Source organism: Bacillus sp. FSL K6-2944 (genome assembly GCF_038005385.1).
In the GTDB taxonomy this organism is placed as follows: domain Bacteria; phylum Bacillota; class Bacilli; order Bacillales; family Bacillaceae_G; genus Bacillus_A; species Bacillus_A cereus.
The window spans coordinates 268,064-288,511 of the sequence record NZ_JBBOTE010000002.1 but is presented as its reverse complement, the minus strand read 5'-3'; the positions used below and the strand labels follow the sequence as shown (position 1 = coordinate 288,511).

The following is a 20,448-nucleotide window of genomic DNA, read 5'->3' as shown; positions in this document are numbered from 1 at the left end:
CAATCCCTCGTCTTTTTTCATTACTTTTCTTCAAATAATAATGCTTCTAATTCATTTAATTTCTCTTCAAATACTTGTAGCGCCTCTTTTACTGGTTCAGGAGATGCCATATCTACTCCTGCTTTTTTCAGCACTTCAATTGGATAATCAGAGCTTCCTGCTTTTAAGAACTCATTAATATAACGTTCTACTGCTGGTTGTCCTTCTTCTAAAATCTGTTTAGATAGAGCTGTCGCTGCACTAAATCCTGTTGCGTATTGATATACGTAATAGTTGTAGTAGAAGTGTGGGATACGAGACCATTCTAAACCAATCTCTTCGTCGATTACTAAAGCGTCACCGAAATATTTCTTATTTAAATCATAGTAAATTTCCGTTAACATGTCTGGCGTAACAGCATGTCCTTCTTGTACTTTCTTATGAATAATATGTTCAAACTCTGCAAACATCGTTTGACGGAATACAGTACCACGGAACCCTTCTAAATAATGATTTAATAAATATAGACGCTCTTTCTTATCTTCTGTCGTTTTTAATAAATAATCATTTAGAAGCGCTTCATTACAAGTAGATGCCACTTCTGCTACGAAGATGGAATAATCACCATATACGTGCGGTTGTGTTTTTCTTGTATAGTAACTATGCACCGAATGACCAAACTCATGAGCAAGTGTAAATAAATTATTTACATTATCATGCCAGTTCATTAAAATATACGGATTTGTTCCATATGCACCAGATGAATATGCCCCGCTTCGTTTTCCTTTATTCTCATACACATCTACCCAGCGATTTTCATATGCCTCTTTCAAAATATCAACATATTCATCACCAAGTACGTTTAAAGATTTTAATAAAAGGTCTTGCGCTTCTTCGTATTTCACATTCATTTTCACTTCTGGTACAAGTGGTGTATATAAATCATACATATGAAGCTCATCAAGTCCTAGTGCACGCTTACGAATATCGATGTAACGGTGTAATAAATGTAAGTTGTCATTTACTGTTTCAACGAGTTGATCGTATACTGCTTCCGGAATATTATTATTGCTCAGTGCAGCTTGGCGAGCAGAATCATATTTACGAACACGCGCATTGAAATTATTACGTTTTACTGCTCCGCTTAACGTACTTGCGAATGTGTTTTTAAATTTTCCGTACGTTTCATATACAGCTTTAAATGCATCTTTGCGAACACGAGGATCATCACTTTCTAAAAACTGAATGTAACGGCCATGTGTAATTTCTATTTCTTCTCCGTCTTCCCCTTTAATAGATGGGAATTTTAAATCCGCGTTATTCAACATACCGAATGTATTGCTTGATGAACTCATTACTTCAGATGCTTCCGCTAATAAAGCTTCCTCAGCTTCTGATAATACGTGCGGGCGTTGACGTGTAATTTCTTCTAATGCATGTTCATATACACTTAAATCTCTATTTTCCTTCAAGAATGTTTGCAGTGTATCTTCTGAAATCGATAAAATTTCAGGCACAATATACGCTGTGCTACTAGATACTTGTGAATATAAATTTGTTGCACGATCATTTAATGCTTGATATACAGAGTTTGTTGTATCTTGATCGTAACGCATATGAGCATATGTATATAACTTACCTAATCGCATTGATATTTCATCTTCATATTGCAATGCCTCAAGTAAATTGTCCGCAGAGTCACCAAGTTTCCCTTTAAATTCAGTTAACTTCGGTAATAGCTCTTTAATAGCTTGGAATTCTTTTTCCCATTCTGCATCCGTTTGGAAAATATCTTCTAATCGCCACGTACTTGCTTCTTCAATCTCGTTGCGATCTGGTAATGCTTTCGCTTTGTTTTGTTCAGACATTCTTTAAGCCCTCCTTTAAATATCTCTACTTAAGTACAATTCGTTTTTTTCTTATGTAATTCCTTCACAATCATTCTTTATTATATCCGCTTTTCCTCCTCTCATGTTAAAATTTGCCTCAAATAAAGATAGCGCATGTATTAAGCAAATCTCATCATGTTTCATAATTTCCTCCTCTGTTTTTAACATCACGGCATCCCTTATTTTTCGGTACGTATAAGTTCCCTCTTTACGTAAAACACCTATATAGCATAAAAATGTCATATATTCAGTAACTGCCATTTTCCATATGTGCTGCGAAAAGTACGGAAGTATCCGCCTTTTCGTATACCTTTTTACATAACTACACACGTATTGAAGAGAAATACACTCTCCCACTGCAAGCTCTCCTATACACTTCATATATAGAAAAGCTTGCCATATAAATGGGTTTGTTTGAAAAGCAAATGCAGAAGGGAGTGGAACACCAATTTCAGAAGGAAAGCTCGCTGGGGTACATTTAAATTGATATAAGAGGCGTAATAATGACTTATAATTATAATTCCAAATCGGTAAGGCATTTTGGCGAAAGTTTTTCTTTCTCTTCTTCCACTCTTCACCCAATCTTTCTTTCCCGAAAGGAACAGGAGAAAAAAGCATTTCAAAAGTAGTCGCATCAGTTGGTAAATATATAGTATGTGAGAAAAAAACATTTGTAGAAAAGGGAGTGACAAATGCACATTTCATAAATGATTTTTGTTTCGGACAGAAGAAAATAAGAAGTGGCTGAGGATAAGATTGTAAGGAGAAAGCCATAAGTGAGGAAAATTTCATCCAATATGCAGATTGCTTTTTCAATTGATTTCCACCAACGATCCAAATGACCTGTATACCAGCTTGCCAATACGAATATGTTCTTTTGTACAGCTGCTCTATAGCGAGGTTTGCACATTGGTATTCAATTGCAATTTTTCTACCCGCCCTCTCTACAAAAACATCTGGTCGTTGCTTAATTTCTGGGAGGTAGTACTCTATATCCACCTGAAAGTTTTGACGTTTGAACCATCTATATAACAATTCTTTACCATGCATATGATACTTTGATTCCGCTTCATAAAAGGCAAGACATGAATCCACTTTTTTATGAGCAAAATGCCAACTTTTTTGTTTCCCTAATTTCATTTGCACTTCCTTTCCGCAAGCTACACAAAAGAATCGTTCTTGTTGACGCATACGGCGCAAAAGCTCTTCATTACAATTATAGAGTAAATGAATTTTTTCACCGTTTTCTCTTTTAGCGATAAATATTGTAATCACACCCTTTCAGCTCCTTATATTCTACAATTTGTTACAAATTCCTTTTAAAAAAGAGATGTCCCAATTTCGGACATCTCTTTTTATAATAAAGGTGATAATAATCGGTACGTTGATTCAACAATTCGTCTATGAAGACGTCTTTTATGAAAATGATCACCATGAATTTCACTTGATTCTTCTAAATCATCTTTAAAGTCTTGAACAAGTTTTCGAATGCTATCTGTATCATATAAAAAGGCATTTACTTCAAAATTCAAATGAAAACTTCTCATATCCATATTAGCTGTCCCAATTGAAGCCAAATCAGAATCAACGATGACAATTTTACTATGAAGAAAACCTTTTTCGTATTCATATATCTTTACTCCTGCATCTAAAAGCTCCGGGAAGTACGATCTCGATGCGTAAAAGACAGTACGCTTATCCGGTTTACTCGGCATTAATAAACGAACATCAATACCAGCAAGTGCAGCAACCTTTAATGCGGATAAAATATCATCATCCGGAATAAAATACGGCGTTGCAATCCAAATAGATTTCCGAGCAGAAGCGATCATTGCGAAATATAAATGCTTAATCGTTTCCCACTTATTATCGGGGCCACCTGCAACTAGCTGCACTCCTCCCCAATGATCACCCTCAACTGCTTTTGCTTGTAAATATTCAGGGGCTAGCACAGCCTCTCCAGTCATATAAAACCAGTCTTGAAGGAAAATAAGTTGTAAACTTTGAACCGCTTCACCACGTAAATACAAATGCGTATCTCGCCAAAAGCCAAAATATTTATTTTTCCCTAAATACTCATCACCGATATTTAATCCGCCTACAAACCCTTCGTTCCCATCAATCACAACAATTTTCCTATGATTTCGATAATTAATCTTATCGTTTAAAATCGGAAAGCGCACAGGAAAGAATGGAATCATTTCTACACCTGCATCGTTTAATTCTTCAATATACGATTTCGATAACTTAAAACTTCCAACCGCATCATATAAAAAGCGAACAACAACGCCTTCTTTCGATTTTTGTATTAAAATATCTTTAATTTCTGTTCCTAATTTATCATCACGCACAATGTAATATTCCATATGAATGTGATGTTTCGCTCGTTTTAACCCATTTAAAATAGCCCGAAACGTTTCATCTCCATTTGTTAATGTCCTCGTTTCAGTTTGAAATGAAATATTTAAAGCTCCTAATCGATCCGCTAAACGAAATAACAGTTCTTGATGCTTATGATTGCGTAAAATTCGTTCTTCGTAATCTTCATGCCCTTTATATTGTAAAAACGCCTGTTCATCAAGTAACGCCTTCTTTTGGAACATTCTTTTTCTTCGAAAATTTTGTCCAAATAATAAATAAGCAAAGAAACCAAATACCGGAAAAATTCCTAAAACAATTAACCATGTAAGTGTTTTAGATGGATGTCGATTTTCTAAGAAAATAACGCAACCAATTAAAAACGCAGATACTGTAAATAAAATACTAATAATACCTAAAATCGAAACATCTTTTATCCCAATCACATCTGAATAAAATGCTACATCAATAAACATACGTAACGAAACAAATAATGCGAACAATAGCAGTATAAAGAAAATCAGCTTTAACGTATTTTTCATCTCTTACCTCCTAACTAAGAAAGCTTTCCTATTCTTCATATAAAAAGCCGATTTCATACTACAGAAATCGGCCTACGTTTTAGCAGGAAAATTATTGCGAATCGTTTCAAGCGCATGCTCTTTCACAATTTGTTTTCCATACTCACTTACACGATGAATTGTTAAAGTTGATTCTTCTCCATATTCTAAAATAATACTTAAAATACGATCGATTTCTTCTTCATCATGTAGCACTTCATCGAATTCCACATATACATAATAGCGGTCCTCAAATGAATACAGCTCATCTTTTATATCTTCAAAGATAAGACGATGACTTAATGAAATGACATCTTCAAAATCATTAAATTTAATTAAAAAGCCAAACGTACCATCTTCATTAAAGTTTGTTCCTGTTTGTTCTTCTACCTCTTCGACTAATTCTTGTTGGAATAATGATTCGATGCCTTCATCTAGAGGAATATCTATAATTTTGTCTACCCCTATCGGTAGTTCCAGCTTTTGTCCGTCCTTTGAAAGCTCTGCTTTCGTGACAAGTACTTCAATCCCTTTATCGACTGCTTGCACTTGAATCCATAACGGTCCATCAATAAAGAAATCGTCATGATCACGAGCTTCGTCCATCATCTCCCAAAAGAGCTCTTCACTTCGTTCGCGATCATACCAAATTTCTTCACGATTAAATCCTCTATCCTCTATATCAATGTACGTAATAAAAAATTTCATCGTATGATCATTAATTCTTTCAATATCCAAAATACAACTCTCCCTTCCTGCTTAGAATTGTTATGAAGGGATTCCCCACTCATATGACAAATCAATAGATTCTTGTACTCTCATTTTATGATAAGATTCTCCAGAATGGAAATAAAATCGATTTATTTTACAAAAATAGTTATATGCCTATCTTTACTCGATAAACTACATAAATATATTATTATAGCGATTTCTTACTTACAAAAAATTTGGACATACATTTCCACATTCCCCCGTACACTGTAATAAAGTGAAACTTCTATTAGAAGAGATTATTTAACAACAACTTTCTTCATCACATACATATAGTTCGCTTATTAAAACATCATAAATGGAGGCAGACGAATGGACTTAGAGTTTTTAACATCCGTACTAATGATTGTCGGTATCGATGTTGTATTAGGTGGTGACAATGCAATCGTCATCGCACTAGCTAGCCGAAATTTACCTGAATCGAAACGAAATAAGGCTATTTTGATCGGTACTCTTTTAGCGATTGTACTAAGAATCATCCTTACTATACTAGCTGTCTATTTACTCGACATTCCATTTCTACAATTGATTGGCGGGGTTTTACTTACATTAATTGCAGTGAATTTATTAACCGATAATAGCAACGATCTTTCTTCTATTCAAGGAAAAACAACTTTATTTCAAGCTGTGCGGACAATTGTTTTCGCGGATCTCGTTATGGGGTTTGATAATGTTATTGCCATTGCAGGTGCAGCTCACGGGAGATTTTTACTCGTCATAATCGGCTTACTCATTTCTATCCCGATTATTATTTGGGGCAGCAAACTTATTTTAATACTTATGGAACGATTTCCATTCCTCATTTATTGCGGTGCAGCGATTCTTGCCTATACTGCAGGAAAAATGGTTACACATGAAGACAGACTTGCAACCTTTTTTCATAACAATCCAAGTTTCACTACAAGCATTCCTTATTTGTTCATTTTCACTATTTTATGCATCGGCTTTATCGTACAACAAGTTCGATTACGCAATGTGAAACATTAAAAAAAACCTTCTACTATATAATAGGTAGAAGGTTTTCATATTATTATAATTAATTTACAAGACGTTGTGCTTCACGTAATTGGAACGTTCTTACTGTACGTGGTAAGAAACGACGAATTTCGTCTTCGTTGTAACCAACTTGAAGGCGTTTCTCGTCAATCATAATTGGACGACGTAAAATCCCTGGATAGTCACGAATCATCTTATATAAATCTTGAAGTGGTAAAGACTCTAAGTTTACATTCAATTCTTGGAAAACTTTCGAACGAGTAGAAATAATCTCATCCGTTCCGCTTTCTGTCATACGTAAAATCTCTTTAATTTCCTCAATCGTTAATGGATCTGAGAAAATATTACGTTCTGTATAGGGAATATGATTTTCCTCTAGCCATAATTTCGCCTTTCTACAAGACGTACAGCTTGGAGAACTATATAATGTTACCATACAAAGCTCACTCTCCTTAAAGAGTACAAATTCTGTACTAAATACAGTTTTAATTTCTAACTTCAGCAATTTTTCGCGATAACTTGTCTTATTGAAAAGTACAAAAATCGCATTTCATGTAAGCAACAACTTATAATAAACAACAATTACTTTTAATAAGTAACTTCTATAATCATTATACAATAGATTTTGCAAGAAATATACAGTAAATTTCCTGCTAGTTGAGAAAACTCTTCCGTGCATTTCACTGCTATGTAACATGATTACGCTCACTTCAGCTGTACTTTAACAATAACTTTCAATCCTTTTACTACTCACTTCTCATAGATTTTTCATATAATATATAGTTATTTATCTATAATCTTCCCTATGAAAAAGAGAACGTTTTCTTACTTTTTCTTGATAAATCAATTAAGAAATGTAAGACTATACAAATGAGAATAAAAAGGAACGTTTGTTCTCATTTTAACAAATATCCTCCCTCCTGTCTACACGATTTCTAAAGTAAATTAAATATTTTTCTGACATTTCTTTCTTTTTCATTTTTTATCTCATACAATAAACATACAGACAGGCAAAGGGGGAGTTTTCAAATGATTGCTTTTTTTATTGATTTTATTACGGTTGCTGCCCTCATCATCGGAATAACAGCATTGATTGGTGTCATTACAAATAGCATCGGCGAAAAGCTCTTTGGTGGAAAAGAAAAAATGAAGTTTGTTAACAAAAGTTTGGATGTACAATCTGGCTGGAACCAAGTTGGCGGAAAAGGCATTTATAAGAAACGAACGTATTAAAAAAAAGCAGGCGATCACCTGCTTTTTTTCTTATTTCTCTACTGACGCCCATTTAAAGCTTAAATCGCCGCCATATTTATGGTTATACATATTTTTAATTGAATCTCTTTGTAAATATGCTCTACCACGTTGATATACTGGAACGATCGCAGCATCATCAAGTAACATTTTTTCTGCTTCTAATAAGTTCTTCCAACGAGCATTTACATCGCTTCCATCTTTTTTCGCCTTCATAATGATTTCATCGTATTTTGGATTAGAGTACTTCATCTTATTTTGTGACCCATCTGTTACAAACATATCAAGATATGTAATTGGATCTGGGAAGTCCGCACTCCATCCAGAGAATGACATGACATAATCGCCCGCATCTTCTAATTTTAGTTTTTGTGCGAATGGTTGTTGTTTAATTTTTACTGTTAAACCTGGTAAATTCTTTTCTAATTCACCTTTTAAATATTCACCAGTTTTCTTTGATAACTCTACATCTTCATTTAATAATTCTAATTCGATTTCATTTTTACCAAGTTCTTTTTTACCAGCTTCCCAATATTTCTTCGCTTCTTTCACGTTTGGTTTTACAATATCCCCGTTTACAGCACGGAAATCTTTTTTATCTGGTCCTTTAATGAAGTTATCAGGAATTAATCCTGTTGCTGGCTTAGAACCGTTATTTAATAATGTATCCACGAATGGCTTACGGTCAAAAGCAAGTGAAATTGCTTTACGAATATTTTTATTTGCTAAAGCTGGATCTTTTTGATTTAAACGAAGGAAGAATACAGATGTATCTTCTACTGTTTGGAAATCTGGTTTTCCTTTATATTTATCAATAAACTCCGCTAATAACGACGCTCGATCAATTGCATTTGTTTCATATAAGTTAATTGGCGTAGATGTATCTTTTACAATATTAAAGTTTACTTCTTCAATCTTCACTTCTTTATTGTCCCAATATGACGCGCTCTTTGTCATTTTAAAGCTACGTTCATGTTGCCAATCACTTAATGTAAATGGTCCGTTATAAAGCGTTGTATTCGCTTCCAAACCAAACTTCGTACCTTGCTCTTTCACAAACTTTTCATTCACAGGATAGAAGATTGGATATACCATTAAATCTACAAGGTATGGAATTGAATTATCTAATTCCACTTCTAATGTATAATCATCAATCGCCTTTACCCCTAATTGATCCGGACTCATCTCTTTTTTATTAATTTTCTCTGCATTTTTTATATCATACATAATGTACGCTGATTTCGCAGCTGTATCTGGGTTAATCGCTCTTTGCCATGCGTATACGAAATCTTTTGCCGTCACAGGATCACCATTTGACCATTTTGCGTCTTCACGTAATTTAAATGTATATTTTTTACCATCTTCTGATTTTTGGAATTCCTTCGCTACACCAGGAACTAGCTTATCATCTTTTCCTAAACTGTATAAGCCTTCCATCGTATTACCCATTACTCTTGAAGAAACTGCATCAGCTGATAACGCTGGATCCATCGTTGGAATTTCTTGCGTTTCAATTAAGTTAATAACTTGCTTCGCACCGCTTTTCCCGCTATCCCCTTTTGCGTTCGCTTGCGGTTCATCTTTTTGGTAGCTACATGCCCCTAACATCATGCTCATTGCTACTGTTGATACTACAAAAACTGGCATCTTTTTTTTCATACTTCCACCCTCCATAAAAATGTTAGCCCTTTCATTTTCAAACAGAAAGAAATATATATATGTTCTAATAATTCATATTATACACACAAATATATTTTTTGTATATTTATATTTCTATTTCATTAAAATTTCCTGTTAAAAAATAAATCTTTGTAAACGTTTCATATTGCTGATTATTCTTACTAAAGTGTTAAAAACAATATTTTTTATACTTTTCTAAATTATCAGAGAAAAACGAATTTTATATCTCATAATACTTTATGTATAATTATCCTTTTGTTTTTATCATAAAATAGCACTCTCTTCATAATAAAAATATGTAGGCTAAAATGAGTGCAAAGGTTAAGAAAGTATGTTACGATACATTTTGCTAAAAATAGATATCGGTAAAGAGGGGACGGACATGGCAGCAATTCAGGCAAAAAACGGGCCTACTGAGAAATTAAGTTTATTCTTATTAACATGGCCTATTTTTCTAGAAGTTTTTCTTTTTATGTTAATGGGGATCGCTGATACTTTCATGTTAAGTGCATTATCAGACGATGCTGTATCTGGGGTTGGTGCAGCGAATCAATACCTCCATATCGCTATTTTGGTACTAGAAGTCATCGGGAACGGCGCAGCTATCGTCGTATCTCAATACCTCGGTTCCAAACGCTTTATGGAAGCATCTAAAATATCAGCATTAGCCGTCACATTAAATTTAATAGTTGGGCTCGTTATAAGCGCTGGTTTTCTTTTATTTTCGAAACATATGATGCTCGCAATGAACTTACAAGGCGATGTACTAACGTATGCGCAAAACTACTTATCTATCGTCGGAGGAGCCATCTTCCTACAAGCTATTATTAACTCATTAGCCGCAATTATCCGTGTACACGGTTTCACAAAGCAAGCGATGTTTATTTCACTCGGAATGAATATGATTCATATCGCTGGAAACTATGTACTCATTTTCGGGAAATTTGGTTTCCCTGAGCTCGGTGTACAAGGGGCTGCCATTTCTTCTGCTGTCAGCCGACTTATAGCGCTTATTGTTTTCTTCTGGTTACTATACCGCGTTATGGAATATCGTGTAAAATTACAATATTATTTCACCTTATCAAAAGAATATATCGGGAAAATTTTAAAAATCGGGATTCCATCTGCTTTTGAGCAAGTTATGTATCAAGCTTGTCAAATTGTCTTCTTATACTATGCAACATATTTAGGAACGGAATCGTTAGCGGCTAGACAATACGCTACGAACATTTCTATGTTCACTTATTTATTCGCTATTGCAATTGGTATGGGAACAGCCATTATTATTGGCCGCCTCGTTGGTGGTGGCGAAAAAGATGAAGCATACGAACGCTTGTGGAAAAGTGTAAAATGGGCGATCGGTGTAACTTTATGTATGGTCGCTCTCGTTATTACATTCCGTACACAATTAATGGGACTGTTTACAGATAATCCGTACATTATCGGGTTAGGCGCAAGTGTTCTTTTACTAAGTGTACTACTTGAAACGGGACGTACGATGAATATCGTCATCATTAATTCGCTTCGTGCAGCTGGTGATGCAAAATATCCTGTTTTAATCGGTGCATTCTCTATGGTGTTAATGAGTTTACCACTAGGTTACTTTTTCGCCTTTCATTTAGATATGGGGCTCGTTGGTATTTGGCTAGCAATCGCCATCGACGAATGGACACGTGCCATTATTATGTTCTTCCGCTGGAAAAGTAGAGCATGGGAGCGTTATGCACTTGTTAAACCTGAAGAACAAGAGGAGAATGTCTCTGTTCAAGTTCAGTAATTTTGCATATGGATATCACTAATGATACATGAGATTTATATCGGCGATTCTTTAAATATATCGACTGACCGACAAATGTATACAATTCTTTTATATAGTAGAAAAAGAGCCATCCTTCCATAACAGAAGAATGGCTCTTTTTCTTATTGATAAATCTCTTTATATTTCTTGTACTCCGCTTCCGAACATAGTACGAAATGTCCCGGGCGAATTTCACGCATTGTTGGTGCTTCACTACCATAATTATGCTGTGATGGATCATATACGATACGTTTACGATTGCGCTCATAATCTGGATCTGGAAGTGGAATCGCTGATAATAGTGATTTCGTATATGGATGAATTGGATTCGCATATAATTCATCACTTGTTGTTAACTCAACGATTTGGCCACGGTACATTACACCAATACGATCACTAATGTATTTTACCATTGATAAATCATGGGCGATGAATAAGTATGTTAAACCTTTTTCTTTTTGTAACTTTTTCAGTAAGTTTACAACTTGCGCCTGAATCGATACGTCAAGTGCTGAGATCGGCTCATCGGCAATGATAAATTCTGGGTCTACAGCAAGCGCTCGAGCGATACCGATACGCTGACGTTGTCCACCTGAGAATTCGTGTGGGAAACGGTTTGCGTGCTCTTTATTTAAACCAACTGTGTTTAATAGTTCATGAACACGGTCCATGCGCTCTTTTTTACTTTTCGCTAATCCGTGAATATCAATACCTTCTGCGATAATATCCCCTACTGTCATACGAGGATTTAATGATGCGTATGGATCTTGGAAAATCATTTGCATTTTACGGTTGAATTTCTTCAGTTCTGCGCGTGATTTCTTACCATGTACGTTTTCACCATCGAACAATACTTCACCAGCAGTTGCATCATATAAACGAATAATCGTTCTTCCAGTTGTCGATTTACCACAACCTGATTCTCCTACAAGACCAAATGTTTCTCCGCGGTAAATATCAAATGAAATATCATTAACCGCTTTGACAACACCACCACTCACGTCGAAGTGCTGCTTTACATTTTTTACTTCAATTAATTTCTCACGTTGTTTAGTCATGTTGTTCACCTGCTTTCATTTGAAGAATGCGTTTTTCAACGACTGCTGGCGGTTTTACTTCTGGAGCTTGCTCGTGAAGTAACCAAGTTGCCGCATAGTGCGTATCACTTACTTTAAATAAAGGTGGGTCCATTTCAAAATCAATTTTCAGTGCCTGTGGGTTACGTGGTGCAAAAGCATCTCCCTTTGGCGGCTTCAATAAATCTGGAGGCGTTCCAGGGATTGCATATAACTCTTCTTCTGAACCATCTAAACTTGGCATAGATGCGATTAAACCCCAAGTATATGGATGTTTCGGATTGTAGAAAATTTCATCTACAGTTCCAATTTCAACAACTTTACCAGCGTACATAACTGCCACTCGGTCCGCAACGTTTGCTACTACACCTAAGTCATGCGTAATGAAAATGATTGCTGCTTCTGTTTTTTGCTGAATGTCTTTCATAAGTTCTAAAATTTGCGCCTGAATCGTAACGTCTAGCGCTGTTGTCGGCTCATCGGCAATTAATAATTTCGGGTTACAAGCTAACGCCATCGCAATAACTACACGCTGTCTCATACCACCTGAGAATTGGTGAGGATATTGTTTTAAACGAGCTTCTGGATTTGGAATACCTACAAGGTCAATTAATTCTAAAGCAACTTTACGTGCATCTGCTTTACTCATCCCTTGGTGTTTAATTAGACCTTCCATAATTTGATTTCCAATTGTCATCGTTGGGTTTAATGATGTCATTGGATCTTGGAAAATCATCGCGATATCTTTACCGCGTACTTGCTGCATTTCTTTTTCTGTTAATTTCGTTAAGTCACGACCTTCAAATACGATTTCACCATTTTTAATGCGTCCAGGAGGATTCGGAATTAATCCCATTAACGCTTTAGAAGTAACTGATTTCCCTGAACCAGATTCTCCTACAATCGCCAATGTTTCTCCTTTTTTCAAATCAAAAGTAACGCCGCGTACAGCTTGTACTTCACCTGCATGTGTATCAAAGGAGACTTGTAAATCTTTTACCTCTAACAATGTTTTCATCTTTGCCTCTCCCCTCTTTTACTTACGCATTTTTGGATCTAACGCGTCGCGTAATCCGTCTGCCATTAAGTTAAACGCTAAAATTAATATACTGATGACAACCGCAGGGATGAACATCATATGCGGATACGTTTGAATAGATTTATAACCATCATTTACAAGAGAACCTAGTGACGCAAATGGCGGCTGAATTCCTAAACCGATGAAACTTAAGAACGCTTCACCAAACACCGCTGATGGAATTGTAAACATTGTCATTACGATAATAGGTCCCATTACGTTTGGAATTAAATGTTTCACAATTAATTGTGTATTTGTTGCACCTAATGTACGAGATGCTAATACATATTCTTGGTTTTTTAACTTTAAGATTTGTCCACGAACAATACGCGACATCCCTATCCAACCTGTAATCGCCATCGCGAGTGTAATTGACCAAATACCAGATCCCATAATGATTACCATTAAAATAACGATGATTAAGTATGGAATACCGTTAATAATCTCCATAATACGTTGCATAATGTTATCTACTCTACCGCCGTAGAATGCTGAAATACCTCCGTATGCAACCCCAATTACTAAGTCAATTGCTGCTGCTAAAAGAGCGATATATAATGATACGCGTGTACCTTCCCATGTTCTTGTCCATAAGTCACGGCCAAGATCATCTGTACCAAACCAGAAGTACTCTTTAATATCACGTTTTTCATATTGGTCAACACCATATTGATCTGTACCGTCAAATGGTAACCAATGAACATTTTCAATAACTGGAATTTTTGGTGGTAATTTCGCTCGACCTAAATCTTGCTCTTTATACGAGTGTTTACTTACCATCGGTCCAAAAATCGCTAATAGTGCAATGATAACTAATAATACAAGGCCAAGCATCGCACCTTTATGTTGGAATAAACGTCTTCTTACATCTTGCCAAAACGTTAGGCTTGGACGGGCAATGACTTCATTATCAACATTATTTTGATTGGCTTGTTGAAATAAATCTGGAGATAATTTTTGTACATCTTTCATCATTTTTTCCCTCCCGCTAAACGAATACGAGGATCAATAATTCCGTATAAAATATCGACAATGAAAATAACTAAAATGAAGATTGCACTATAGAAAATCGTAGTTCCCATAATAACTGTATAGTCATTTAAAGTAATCGATTTAACGAATTGTTCCCCAAGTCCTGGTACAGCATAAATTTGCTCGATAACAAGTGTTCCTGTAATTAATGCCGCAACCATTGGTCCTAAAATTGTTACAACTGGAATTAACGCATTACGAAGTGCATGTTTGACAATAATAACGCCTTGGCTAATTCCTTTCGCTTTCGCTGTTAAAATGTAATCGGCTTGCATAACTTCAATTAATTCTGCACGAGAGAAACGTGCGATTGTTGCGATAACTCCCATCGATAATGCAATTGTAGGCATTACAGTAAACTCTGGTCCTTTCCAGAATGCTACTGGGAACCAGCCAAGTTTTACCCCTACGAAATATTGCAGTAATGCGGCGAATACGAATGATGGTACCGACATTCCGAGTACCGAAATAACTGTTGCACTATAATCTACCCACGTATTATTACGAAGTGCGGCAACAATACCTAAAATTAAACCGATAAATGTTCCTAATATAATCGCTTGTAAACCTAATTGGGCTGATGGTCCAATACGATCCACAATCATGTCTGTTACTGGGCGGTTATCATATTGGAATGATACCCCTAAATCACCTTTTGCTAGGTTACCTAAGTAACGTGCGTATTGAACTGGTACCGGATCATTCAATCCGTATTTTTCAAGAATGATTTCTTTTTGTGCCGGTGATAGCTTCTCCTGGTTTTTAAGCGGAGAACCCGGAAGTAATTTCATCAAAAAGAAAGTCAGTGTAGTAATTAAAAATAATGTCAAAGCCATGTACACGAAACGTTTTAATACATAACGTCCCATATCAAGCACCTCCCCGTTTTTCTCAAAAGCAATAAGATAGTTTAAAATATTCTTACTTTTATTTTTTTAAAATAAGAGCATATGCCCATCATAGGCATATACCCTTGTAAACGATGGAAAAAAAGATTATTTTTGTTCAACAGATGCCCATTTGTAAGTTAATTTACCACCATAGTTAATAGGGATAATATCTTTTACGGCACCTTTTACTACATACGCTGAACCTTTTTGGAAGATTGGAGTGATAACTGCATCCTCTTTAATTAACATCTTCTCTACTTCTAGAAGGTTGTCCCAGCGAGCTTGTAAATCTTTTGTATCTGTTTTAGCTTTTAGGATTAACTCATCATATTTCTGATTAGAATACCCTGTTTTATTTTGAGAACCATTCGTAACAAACATATCTAAATATGAAATTGGATCTGGGAAATCTGGTCCCCAAATACCAAACGCAATATCATATTGCTGAGAATCTTCTAATTTATTTTTTTGTGCGAATGGTTGCTGTTTAATTTTAATTGATAAACCTGGTAAGTTCTTTTCCATCTCACCTTTTAAGAATTCCCCAACTTTTTTAGCATCTTCATTATCAAAGTTTAAGAATTCTAGTTCGATTTTATCAGTTCCAAGCTCTTTCTTCGCTGTTTCCCAAAGCTTTTTCGCTTCTTTTGGATTTGTTTCAACTAGCTTTCCATTTTCAGCTCGGAAATCTTTTTTATTCGGACCTTCAGCGAAATCTTTTCCAACAAATCCGTAAGCTCCAATTGCACCGTTATTTAAAATAACTTTTGCAATGTTATCACGGTCAAAGGACATTGAAATTGCTTTTCTTAAGTTTTTATTACTTAAGTACTGATTACTTTGATTAAATCTTAAGTAAGCAACCCCTGCTTCTTTTCTTGTTTGGAACTCTGGGCTTTTTCTAAACTTATCAACAAATTCAGACGTTAAAGCCGCTCGATCAATCGCGTTTGTCTCATATAAATTTACATCAGTTGCTGTATTTTTTACAATATTAAAGTTGATTTCTTCGATTTTAACCGTTTTATTATCCCAATATGAAGGATTCTTCTTGAATTGGAAACTTTGTTCATGTTTCCAATCACTCATAACGAATGGACCGTTATATAATGTTGTATTTGCCTCTAAACCAAATTTATCCCCTTGTGCTTTTACAAAGTTTTCATTTAGTGGGTAAAATACTGGATAAACTGTTAAATCGATAAAGTAAGGAACGGGATTGTCTAATTCTACTTCTAATGTATAATCATCAATCGCTTTTACACCTAATTGGTCAGCAGGTAATTCTTTTTTATGAATTTTCTCTGCATTTTTAATATCGAACATAATGTACGAATACGTTGCTTTTGTATCTGGATTTACTGCTCTTTTCCATGAATACACAAAATCTTTAGCTGTTACAGGTTCCCCATTCGACCATTTCGCATCTTTTCTTAATTTAAATATGTATTTCTTCCCATCATCTAGCTTTTCGACATCTTCTGCAACTCCAGGCATTCTCTTTTGATCTTTGCCAATACGATATAAACCTTCCATCGTATTATTTAATGCTGTAGAAGATGAAGAATCAGATGCCAATGATGCATCCATTGACTTAATTTCAGATAACTCTGTTAAATTAAGAATCTGTTTTCCGTTACTACTACTCGTAGCGTTCTCTTTCCCTTTTGCTTTTGCGTCATCTTTTTGGTAGCTACACGCGCTAAGCAACATACTTGCAGTTAAAGTTGATGCAAGTAATAACGGTATCTTTTTCTTCATGTTGTGTTGCCTCCCCTAATTGCACTTCCTGTACCCTCACTTGTTAAAAAGTAGAATTGAAAGAATAATCTCCAAGTTTCTACAATTTTCATTATACATATAATATAACAATTGTGAATATAGTTTTTTGTTTTTTTGTTAAAATTTTTAATAAAATATTTATATTTTTAATTTTTCGTAAAGGGATACATTAACATTGCTACCATCATCTTAAAATCAGACCTTTAATTGCGTATAATTTTCAAAAAATTAATCCTAGTACTTATTATAGCTTTTATAGTATAATAATTCTAGTAATATTTTGACGGAGGGGAATATTTTGAATAAAGTTTTTTTTCATACTTGTATACTAATTTTTATAGCGATGATTGCTTCTAGTATTGGTGCATTCCTCATTTCATCTCAATTTTTGTTGAACTTTGTCAACATTTTGTTTTATATTGCACTGTTTTTTATTCTTATCGGCGGTTTTTTATACATATTTCAAAATGGTTTTTTCAATGTAACCATTTACGCATTCCAAAGAGTATTTGGTACGAACAAAAAGATTGACTCTTTAATTGAAGAAGTCGAGGAACCTACAGATAAGAAAGAACGTATTTATAAAACATATTCATTCAAATGGACATATCCAATTTGTATTACAGGTATCTTCCTTGGGTTGTTCTCGACACTCATTAGCTTTACTATTTTGATGTAGTTTGCAAACACTATCCCATATGATATAATAATCAGCAAAACATTTTGTTATAAAACTTTAGTTCTTTCATATTAAAAGAGCTCAAGTAACAATAAATAAATTTATATGTATGCGATGATAAAGAAGAGTACATATTGAGGCAATTTCAGAGAGCTTGTGGTTGGTGTGAACAAGTAATTGTACAGTATGGAATGGGCTTTTGAGCACCAAACCGAACCGAAAGTAGTAGGCTTTGGCGTTATATCCAAACGTTATTATGGATTAGAGAGATTTCACAGTAGTGAAATAATTAGGGTGGTACCACGGTCCATTCGTCCCTATAGTTTTTTGGGATGAATGGGCTTTTTTGTTTGCCTTCTCTTCCCCACATCACGCATTCTATTTTAGGAGGAATTACTTATGTCAGTTATCTTTTCTGGTATTCAACCAAGTGGAACGATTACACTTGGAAACTATTTAGGAGCAATGAAGCAGTTTACAGAGCTTCAAAATGAACACGACTGTTATTTCTGTATTGTAAACCAACATGCGATTACAGTACCTCAAGATCCCGTCGGGCTTCGTAAAAACATCCGCAGTCTTGCTGCACTTTATGTAGCATGCGGCATCGATCCTGAAAAAGCTACTTTATTTGTACAATCAGAAGTACCAGCACACGCTCAACTAGGATGGATCATGCAATCTGTTGCTTACGTTGGAGAATTAGAACGTATGACGCAATATAAAGATAAAGCTTCTGGTAGAGATTCAGTTCCAGCTGGATTACTTACGTATCCACCATTAATGGCTGCTGATATTTTACTTTACAACACTGAAATCGTGCCGGTTGGTGATGACCAAAAGCAACATATCGAATTAACACGTGACTTAGCAGAGCGTTTCAACAAACGTTACCGCGAAATCTTCACAATGCCTGAAATTCGCATTCCAAAAGTAGGAGCTCGCGTTATGTCATTAACAGAGCCTACGAAAAAAATGAGTAAATCTGATCCGAATCCAAAATCAATGATTAGTATGCTTGATGAGCCAAAAACAATTGAAAAGAAAATTAAGAGTGCTGTAACTGACTCTGAAGGTATTGTGAAATTTGATAAGGAAAACAAACCTGGTATCTCTAATTTATTAACAATCTACTCTTCATTCTCTGGAAAAACAGTTGAAGAAATCGAAGCAATGTACGAAGGAAAAGGATACGGCGACTTCAAAGGCGACCTAGCGCAAGTAGTCGTAGAAGCTATTCGTCCAATTCAAGACAAATATAACGAACTAATCAACTCACCAGAACTAGACGAAATCCTAGACAAAGGTGCAGAAAAAGCAAACCGCGTTGCATTCAAACAACTACGCAAAGTAGAAAACGCAATGGGACTAAGCAGAAAACGTAGGTAACATATAAAGCGGAGGCGACTGCTTAGCCCTGACGGCTAAGGTTCTTTCCCACAGAAGGTGCTTTTTACCTTCTTGTGGGGAAGGTTCTTAGACGCGAAGGGTTAGGAGCCGGAGCTAGATTACATATAAAGCGGAGGCAGCTCGTTCAGCTCTGACTGGATAAGGTTCTTTCGCATAGAAGACGCTTTTTGTCTTCTTATGCGGAAGGTTCTTAGACACGAAGAGCTCGCTGCCGGAGCTGGATTTCTACAAAAAGCGGAGGCGGCTCGTTTAGAATGTGAAGGCGCGAAGCCACCGAATATTCTTGCCGCTGGAACTAGATTTCTACAAAATTAAAAAACCGCCAATTGGCGGTTTTTTAATTTACCTTTTGCTCATTTTCCATTTCCCATAACTTTTCAAAAAATGGCTGTCCTTTTACGAGACGCTCGCATAATTGTTCGTGCTTATCAGACCAGCCTGTTTTCGCTTCATCATACAGCTTAGCCCAAATATCTTCAAATTCCATATGTTGAACCATTCCATATGCTGATGGATCCCACTCTGTGAACCAATAGCGAATTTCTGCTGTGTTTTTCGTTGTATGTAATTGATCTAACGCCATAAATAATAATTGTTTTAGCTGTCTTTCTTTACGAGTCAAGCCATTCATAATGAAAGGCGATGGTGATAAAATATGATGTTCTTTTTCTGTTTCTTCTACTTGGAACTCATACTTTTCTGCTTGTACGTTTTCTACCATCTCATATACCATCTGCTCTTGACGTGGTATAAGTCTACTTTTGCGAATTGGTACATTGTAACCAATTGTGTCAATCGCAATAATTCCTTTTCCATCTGTAACAACAAAGCAATACTCTTGCTGCAAACGTTCATGATTTTTACGAATATAAGCCTTATGATGTACGTCTTCCAGCATTTTTTGCGGAAGCTCTAACAATTCGTTCTCGATGTAATGATATAATGTGGCATCTACTTTTAATAATGGCACTTGATCTAATAGCTCAATCGTATCATCTTTCCGCCATTCGTAAAAATGACAAACGTTATACCCATTTTCTTCACCTTCAAACCAATTTACCCATACATCATGTAGATATAACATTCACTACCCCTCACTTCACTACTGTTTGTACCAATCATTATGTTCATTTTTGCTTAACTTTATTCCACTTGAGGAAATATATTCTAATTATTATTTTTTCTTCTATTAATACTAAAAAAACAGGAAATAGAATTC

The 20,448-nt window shown here is 35.4% G+C and carries 17 protein-coding genes and 1 other annotated feature; of the genes, 5 read left to right on the top strand and 12 right to left on the bottom strand.

What is annotated here, in order from left to right:
- Window positions 1–20: 20 nt before the first annotated feature.
- The 4 genes from pepF to mecA form a co-directional block, all read right to left on the bottom strand.
- A complete protein-coding gene (gene pepF / locus MHH55_RS22460; RefSeq protein WP_000003348.1) occupies window positions 21–1,847 on the bottom strand; it encodes an oligoendopeptidase F in 1,827 nt (608 codons plus the stop codon).
- Window positions 1,848–1,898: 51 nt separating this feature from the next.
- Window positions 1,899–3,143, bottom strand: coding sequence for a competence protein CoiA (locus tag MHH55_RS22455; protein WP_071740680.1), 1,245 nt, complete (start codon window positions 3,141–3,143; stop codon window positions 1,899–1,901).
- An 80-nt stretch (window positions 3,144–3,223) separates the two neighbouring features.
- Window positions 3,224–4,768 carry a cardiolipin synthase gene (locus MHH55_RS22450; RefSeq protein WP_000799194.1) on the bottom strand — a complete coding sequence of 515 codons (1,545 nt, stop codon included), beginning with the start codon at window positions 4,766–4,768 and terminating at the stop codon, window positions 3,224–3,226.
- A gap of 72 nt (window positions 4,769–4,840) precedes the next feature.
- Window positions 4,841–5,524: an adaptor protein MecA gene (mecA, locus tag MHH55_RS22445; protein ID WP_000350713.1), complete on the bottom strand. Its 684-nt coding sequence runs from the start codon at window positions 5,522–5,524 to the stop codon at window positions 4,841–4,843.
- 345 nt (window positions 5,525–5,869) lie between these two features.
- On the opposite strand from mecA, the gene MHH55_RS22440 reads away from it, so the two are divergent.
- Window positions 5,870–6,544 carry a TerC family protein gene (locus tag MHH55_RS22440; RefSeq protein WP_000362607.1) on the top strand — a complete coding sequence of 225 codons (675 nt, stop codon included), beginning with the start codon at window positions 5,870–5,872 and terminating at the stop codon, window positions 6,542–6,544.
- 49 nt (window positions 6,545–6,593) lie between these two features.
- Here the strand turns inward: MHH55_RS22440 and spx are convergent, their stop codons facing one another.
- Window positions 6,594–6,989, bottom strand: a complete 396-nt coding sequence (gene spx / locus MHH55_RS22435) for a transcriptional regulator Spx (protein WP_000258267.1) — start codon at window positions 6,987–6,989, stop codon at window positions 6,594–6,596.
- A gap of 593 nt (window positions 6,990–7,582) precedes the next feature.
- Between spx and MHH55_RS22430 the strand changes: the two genes are divergently transcribed.
- A complete protein-coding gene (locus MHH55_RS22430) occupies window positions 7,583–7,786 on the top strand; it encodes a hypothetical protein (RefSeq protein ID WP_000559971.1) in 204 nt (67 codons plus the stop codon).
- Window positions 7,787–7,816: 30 nt separating this feature from the next.
- On the opposite strand, the gene MHH55_RS22425 is transcribed toward MHH55_RS22430, so the two are convergent.
- Window positions 7,817–9,463 (bottom strand): peptide ABC transporter substrate-binding protein, encoded by a 1,647-nt coding sequence (locus MHH55_RS22425; RefSeq protein ID WP_000728609.1) that lies wholly within the window; start codon window positions 9,461–9,463, stop codon window positions 7,817–7,819.
- 352 nt (window positions 9,464–9,815) lie between these two features.
- On the opposite strand from MHH55_RS22425, the gene MHH55_RS22420 reads away from it, so the two are divergent.
- A complete protein-coding gene (locus MHH55_RS22420) occupies window positions 9,816–11,261 on the top strand; it encodes an MATE family efflux transporter (RefSeq protein WP_002164600.1) in 1,446 nt (481 codons plus the stop codon).
- A gap of 143 nt (window positions 11,262–11,404) precedes the next feature.
- On the opposite strand, the gene MHH55_RS22415 is transcribed toward MHH55_RS22420, so the two are convergent.
- From MHH55_RS22415 to MHH55_RS22395, 5 genes are all read right to left on the bottom strand, one after another.
- On the bottom strand, window positions 11,405–12,340 hold the full coding sequence (locus MHH55_RS22415) for an ABC transporter ATP-binding protein (RefSeq protein ID WP_000166348.1): 936 nt from the start codon (window positions 12,338–12,340) through the stop codon (window positions 11,405–11,407).
- On the bottom strand, window positions 12,333–13,376 hold the full coding sequence (locus tag MHH55_RS22410) for an ABC transporter ATP-binding protein (protein WP_000854346.1): 1,044 nt from the start codon (window positions 13,374–13,376) through the stop codon (window positions 12,333–12,335). The genes MHH55_RS22415 and MHH55_RS22410 overlap by 8 nt, the downstream gene beginning before the upstream one ends.
- 18 nt (window positions 13,377–13,394) lie before the next feature.
- Entirely contained in the window at window positions 13,395–14,411 is a 1,017-nt protein-coding gene (gene opp3C, locus MHH55_RS22405) for an oligopeptide ABC transporter permease (RefSeq protein ID WP_000974106.1), read from the bottom strand.
- Window positions 14,408–15,337, bottom strand: a complete 930-nt coding sequence (opp3b, locus tag MHH55_RS22400) for an oligopeptide ABC transporter permease (RefSeq protein WP_000534167.1) — start codon at window positions 15,335–15,337, stop codon at window positions 14,408–14,410. The genes opp3C and opp3b overlap by 4 nt, the downstream gene beginning before the upstream one ends.
- 126 nt (window positions 15,338–15,463) lie before the next feature.
- Window positions 15,464–17,119 carry a peptide ABC transporter substrate-binding protein gene (locus tag MHH55_RS22395; RefSeq protein WP_078186222.1) on the bottom strand — a complete coding sequence of 552 codons (1,656 nt, stop codon included), beginning with the start codon at window positions 17,117–17,119 and terminating at the stop codon, window positions 15,464–15,466.
- A 319-nt stretch (window positions 17,120–17,438) separates the two neighbouring features.
- On the opposite strand from MHH55_RS22395, the gene MHH55_RS22390 reads away from it, so the two are divergent.
- Together MHH55_RS22390 and trpS are read left to right on the top strand one after the other, a co-directional pair.
- Window positions 17,439–17,819, top strand: a complete 381-nt coding sequence (locus MHH55_RS22390) for a DUF3899 domain-containing protein (RefSeq protein WP_001044997.1) — start codon at window positions 17,439–17,441, stop codon at window positions 17,817–17,819.
- Between the two features lie 105 nt (window positions 17,820–17,924).
- Window positions 17,925–18,141 (top strand) — a binding site (T-box leader).
- A gap of 77 nt (window positions 18,142–18,218) precedes the next feature.
- Window positions 18,219–19,208, top strand: coding sequence for a tryptophan--tRNA ligase (gene trpS / locus MHH55_RS22385; RefSeq protein WP_000110982.1), 990 nt, complete (start codon window positions 18,219–18,221; stop codon window positions 19,206–19,208).
- A gap of 358 nt (window positions 19,209–19,566) precedes the next feature.
- Here the strand turns inward: trpS and MHH55_RS22380 are convergent, their stop codons facing one another.
- Window positions 19,567–20,313, bottom strand: coding sequence for a YjbA family protein (locus tag MHH55_RS22380; protein ID WP_000966127.1), 747 nt, complete (start codon window positions 20,311–20,313; stop codon window positions 19,567–19,569).
- Between the last annotated feature and the right edge of the window lie 135 nt (window positions 20,314–20,448).

Bases quoted from the DNA above. Each gene is read 5' to 3' on its own strand.
- pepF (WP_000003348.1), bottom strand. From the start codon at position 1,847: ATGTCTGAACAAAACAAAGCGAAAGCATTACCAGATCGCAACGAGATT.
- MHH55_RS22450 (WP_000799194.1), bottom strand. From the start codon at position 4,768: ATGAAAAATACGTTAAAGCTGATTTTCTTTATACTGCTATTGTTCGCA.
- MHH55_RS22440 (WP_000362607.1), top strand. From the start codon at position 5,870: ATGGACTTAGAGTTTTTAACATCCGTACTAATGATTGTCGGTATCGAT.
- spx (WP_000258267.1), bottom strand. From the start codon at position 6,989: ATGGTAACATTATATAGTTCTCCAAGCTGTACGTCTTGTAGAAAGGCG.
- MHH55_RS22430 (WP_000559971.1), top strand. From the start codon at position 7,583: ATGATTGCTTTTTTTATTGATTTTATTACGGTTGCTGCCCTCATCATC.
- MHH55_RS22425 (WP_000728609.1), bottom strand. From the start codon at position 9,463: ATGAAAAAAAAGATGCCAGTTTTTGTAGTATCAACAGTAGCAATGAGC.
- MHH55_RS22420 (WP_002164600.1), top strand. From the start codon at position 9,816: ATGTTACGATACATTTTGCTAAAAATAGATATCGGTAAAGAGGGGACG.
- MHH55_RS22415 (WP_000166348.1), bottom strand. From the start codon at position 12,340: ATGACTAAACAACGTGAGAAATTAATTGAAGTAAAAAATGTAAAGCAG.
- MHH55_RS22410 (WP_000854346.1), bottom strand. From the start codon at position 13,376: ATGAAAACATTGTTAGAGGTAAAAGATTTACAAGTCTCCTTTGATACA.
- opp3C (WP_000974106.1), bottom strand. From the start codon at position 14,411: ATGATGAAAGATGTACAAAAATTATCTCCAGATTTATTTCAACAAGCC.
- opp3b (WP_000534167.1), bottom strand. From the start codon at position 15,337: ATGGGACGTTATGTATTAAAACGTTTCGTGTACATGGCTTTGACATTA.
- MHH55_RS22395 (WP_078186222.1), bottom strand. From the start codon at position 17,119: ATGAAGAAAAAGATACCGTTATTACTTGCATCAACTTTAACTGCAAGT.
- trpS (WP_000110982.1), top strand. From the start codon at position 18,219: ATGTCAGTTATCTTTTCTGGTATTCAACCAAGTGGAACGATTACACTT.
- MHH55_RS22380 (WP_000966127.1), bottom strand. From the start codon at position 20,313: ATGTTATATCTACATGATGTATGGGTAAATTGGTTTGAAGGTGAAGAA.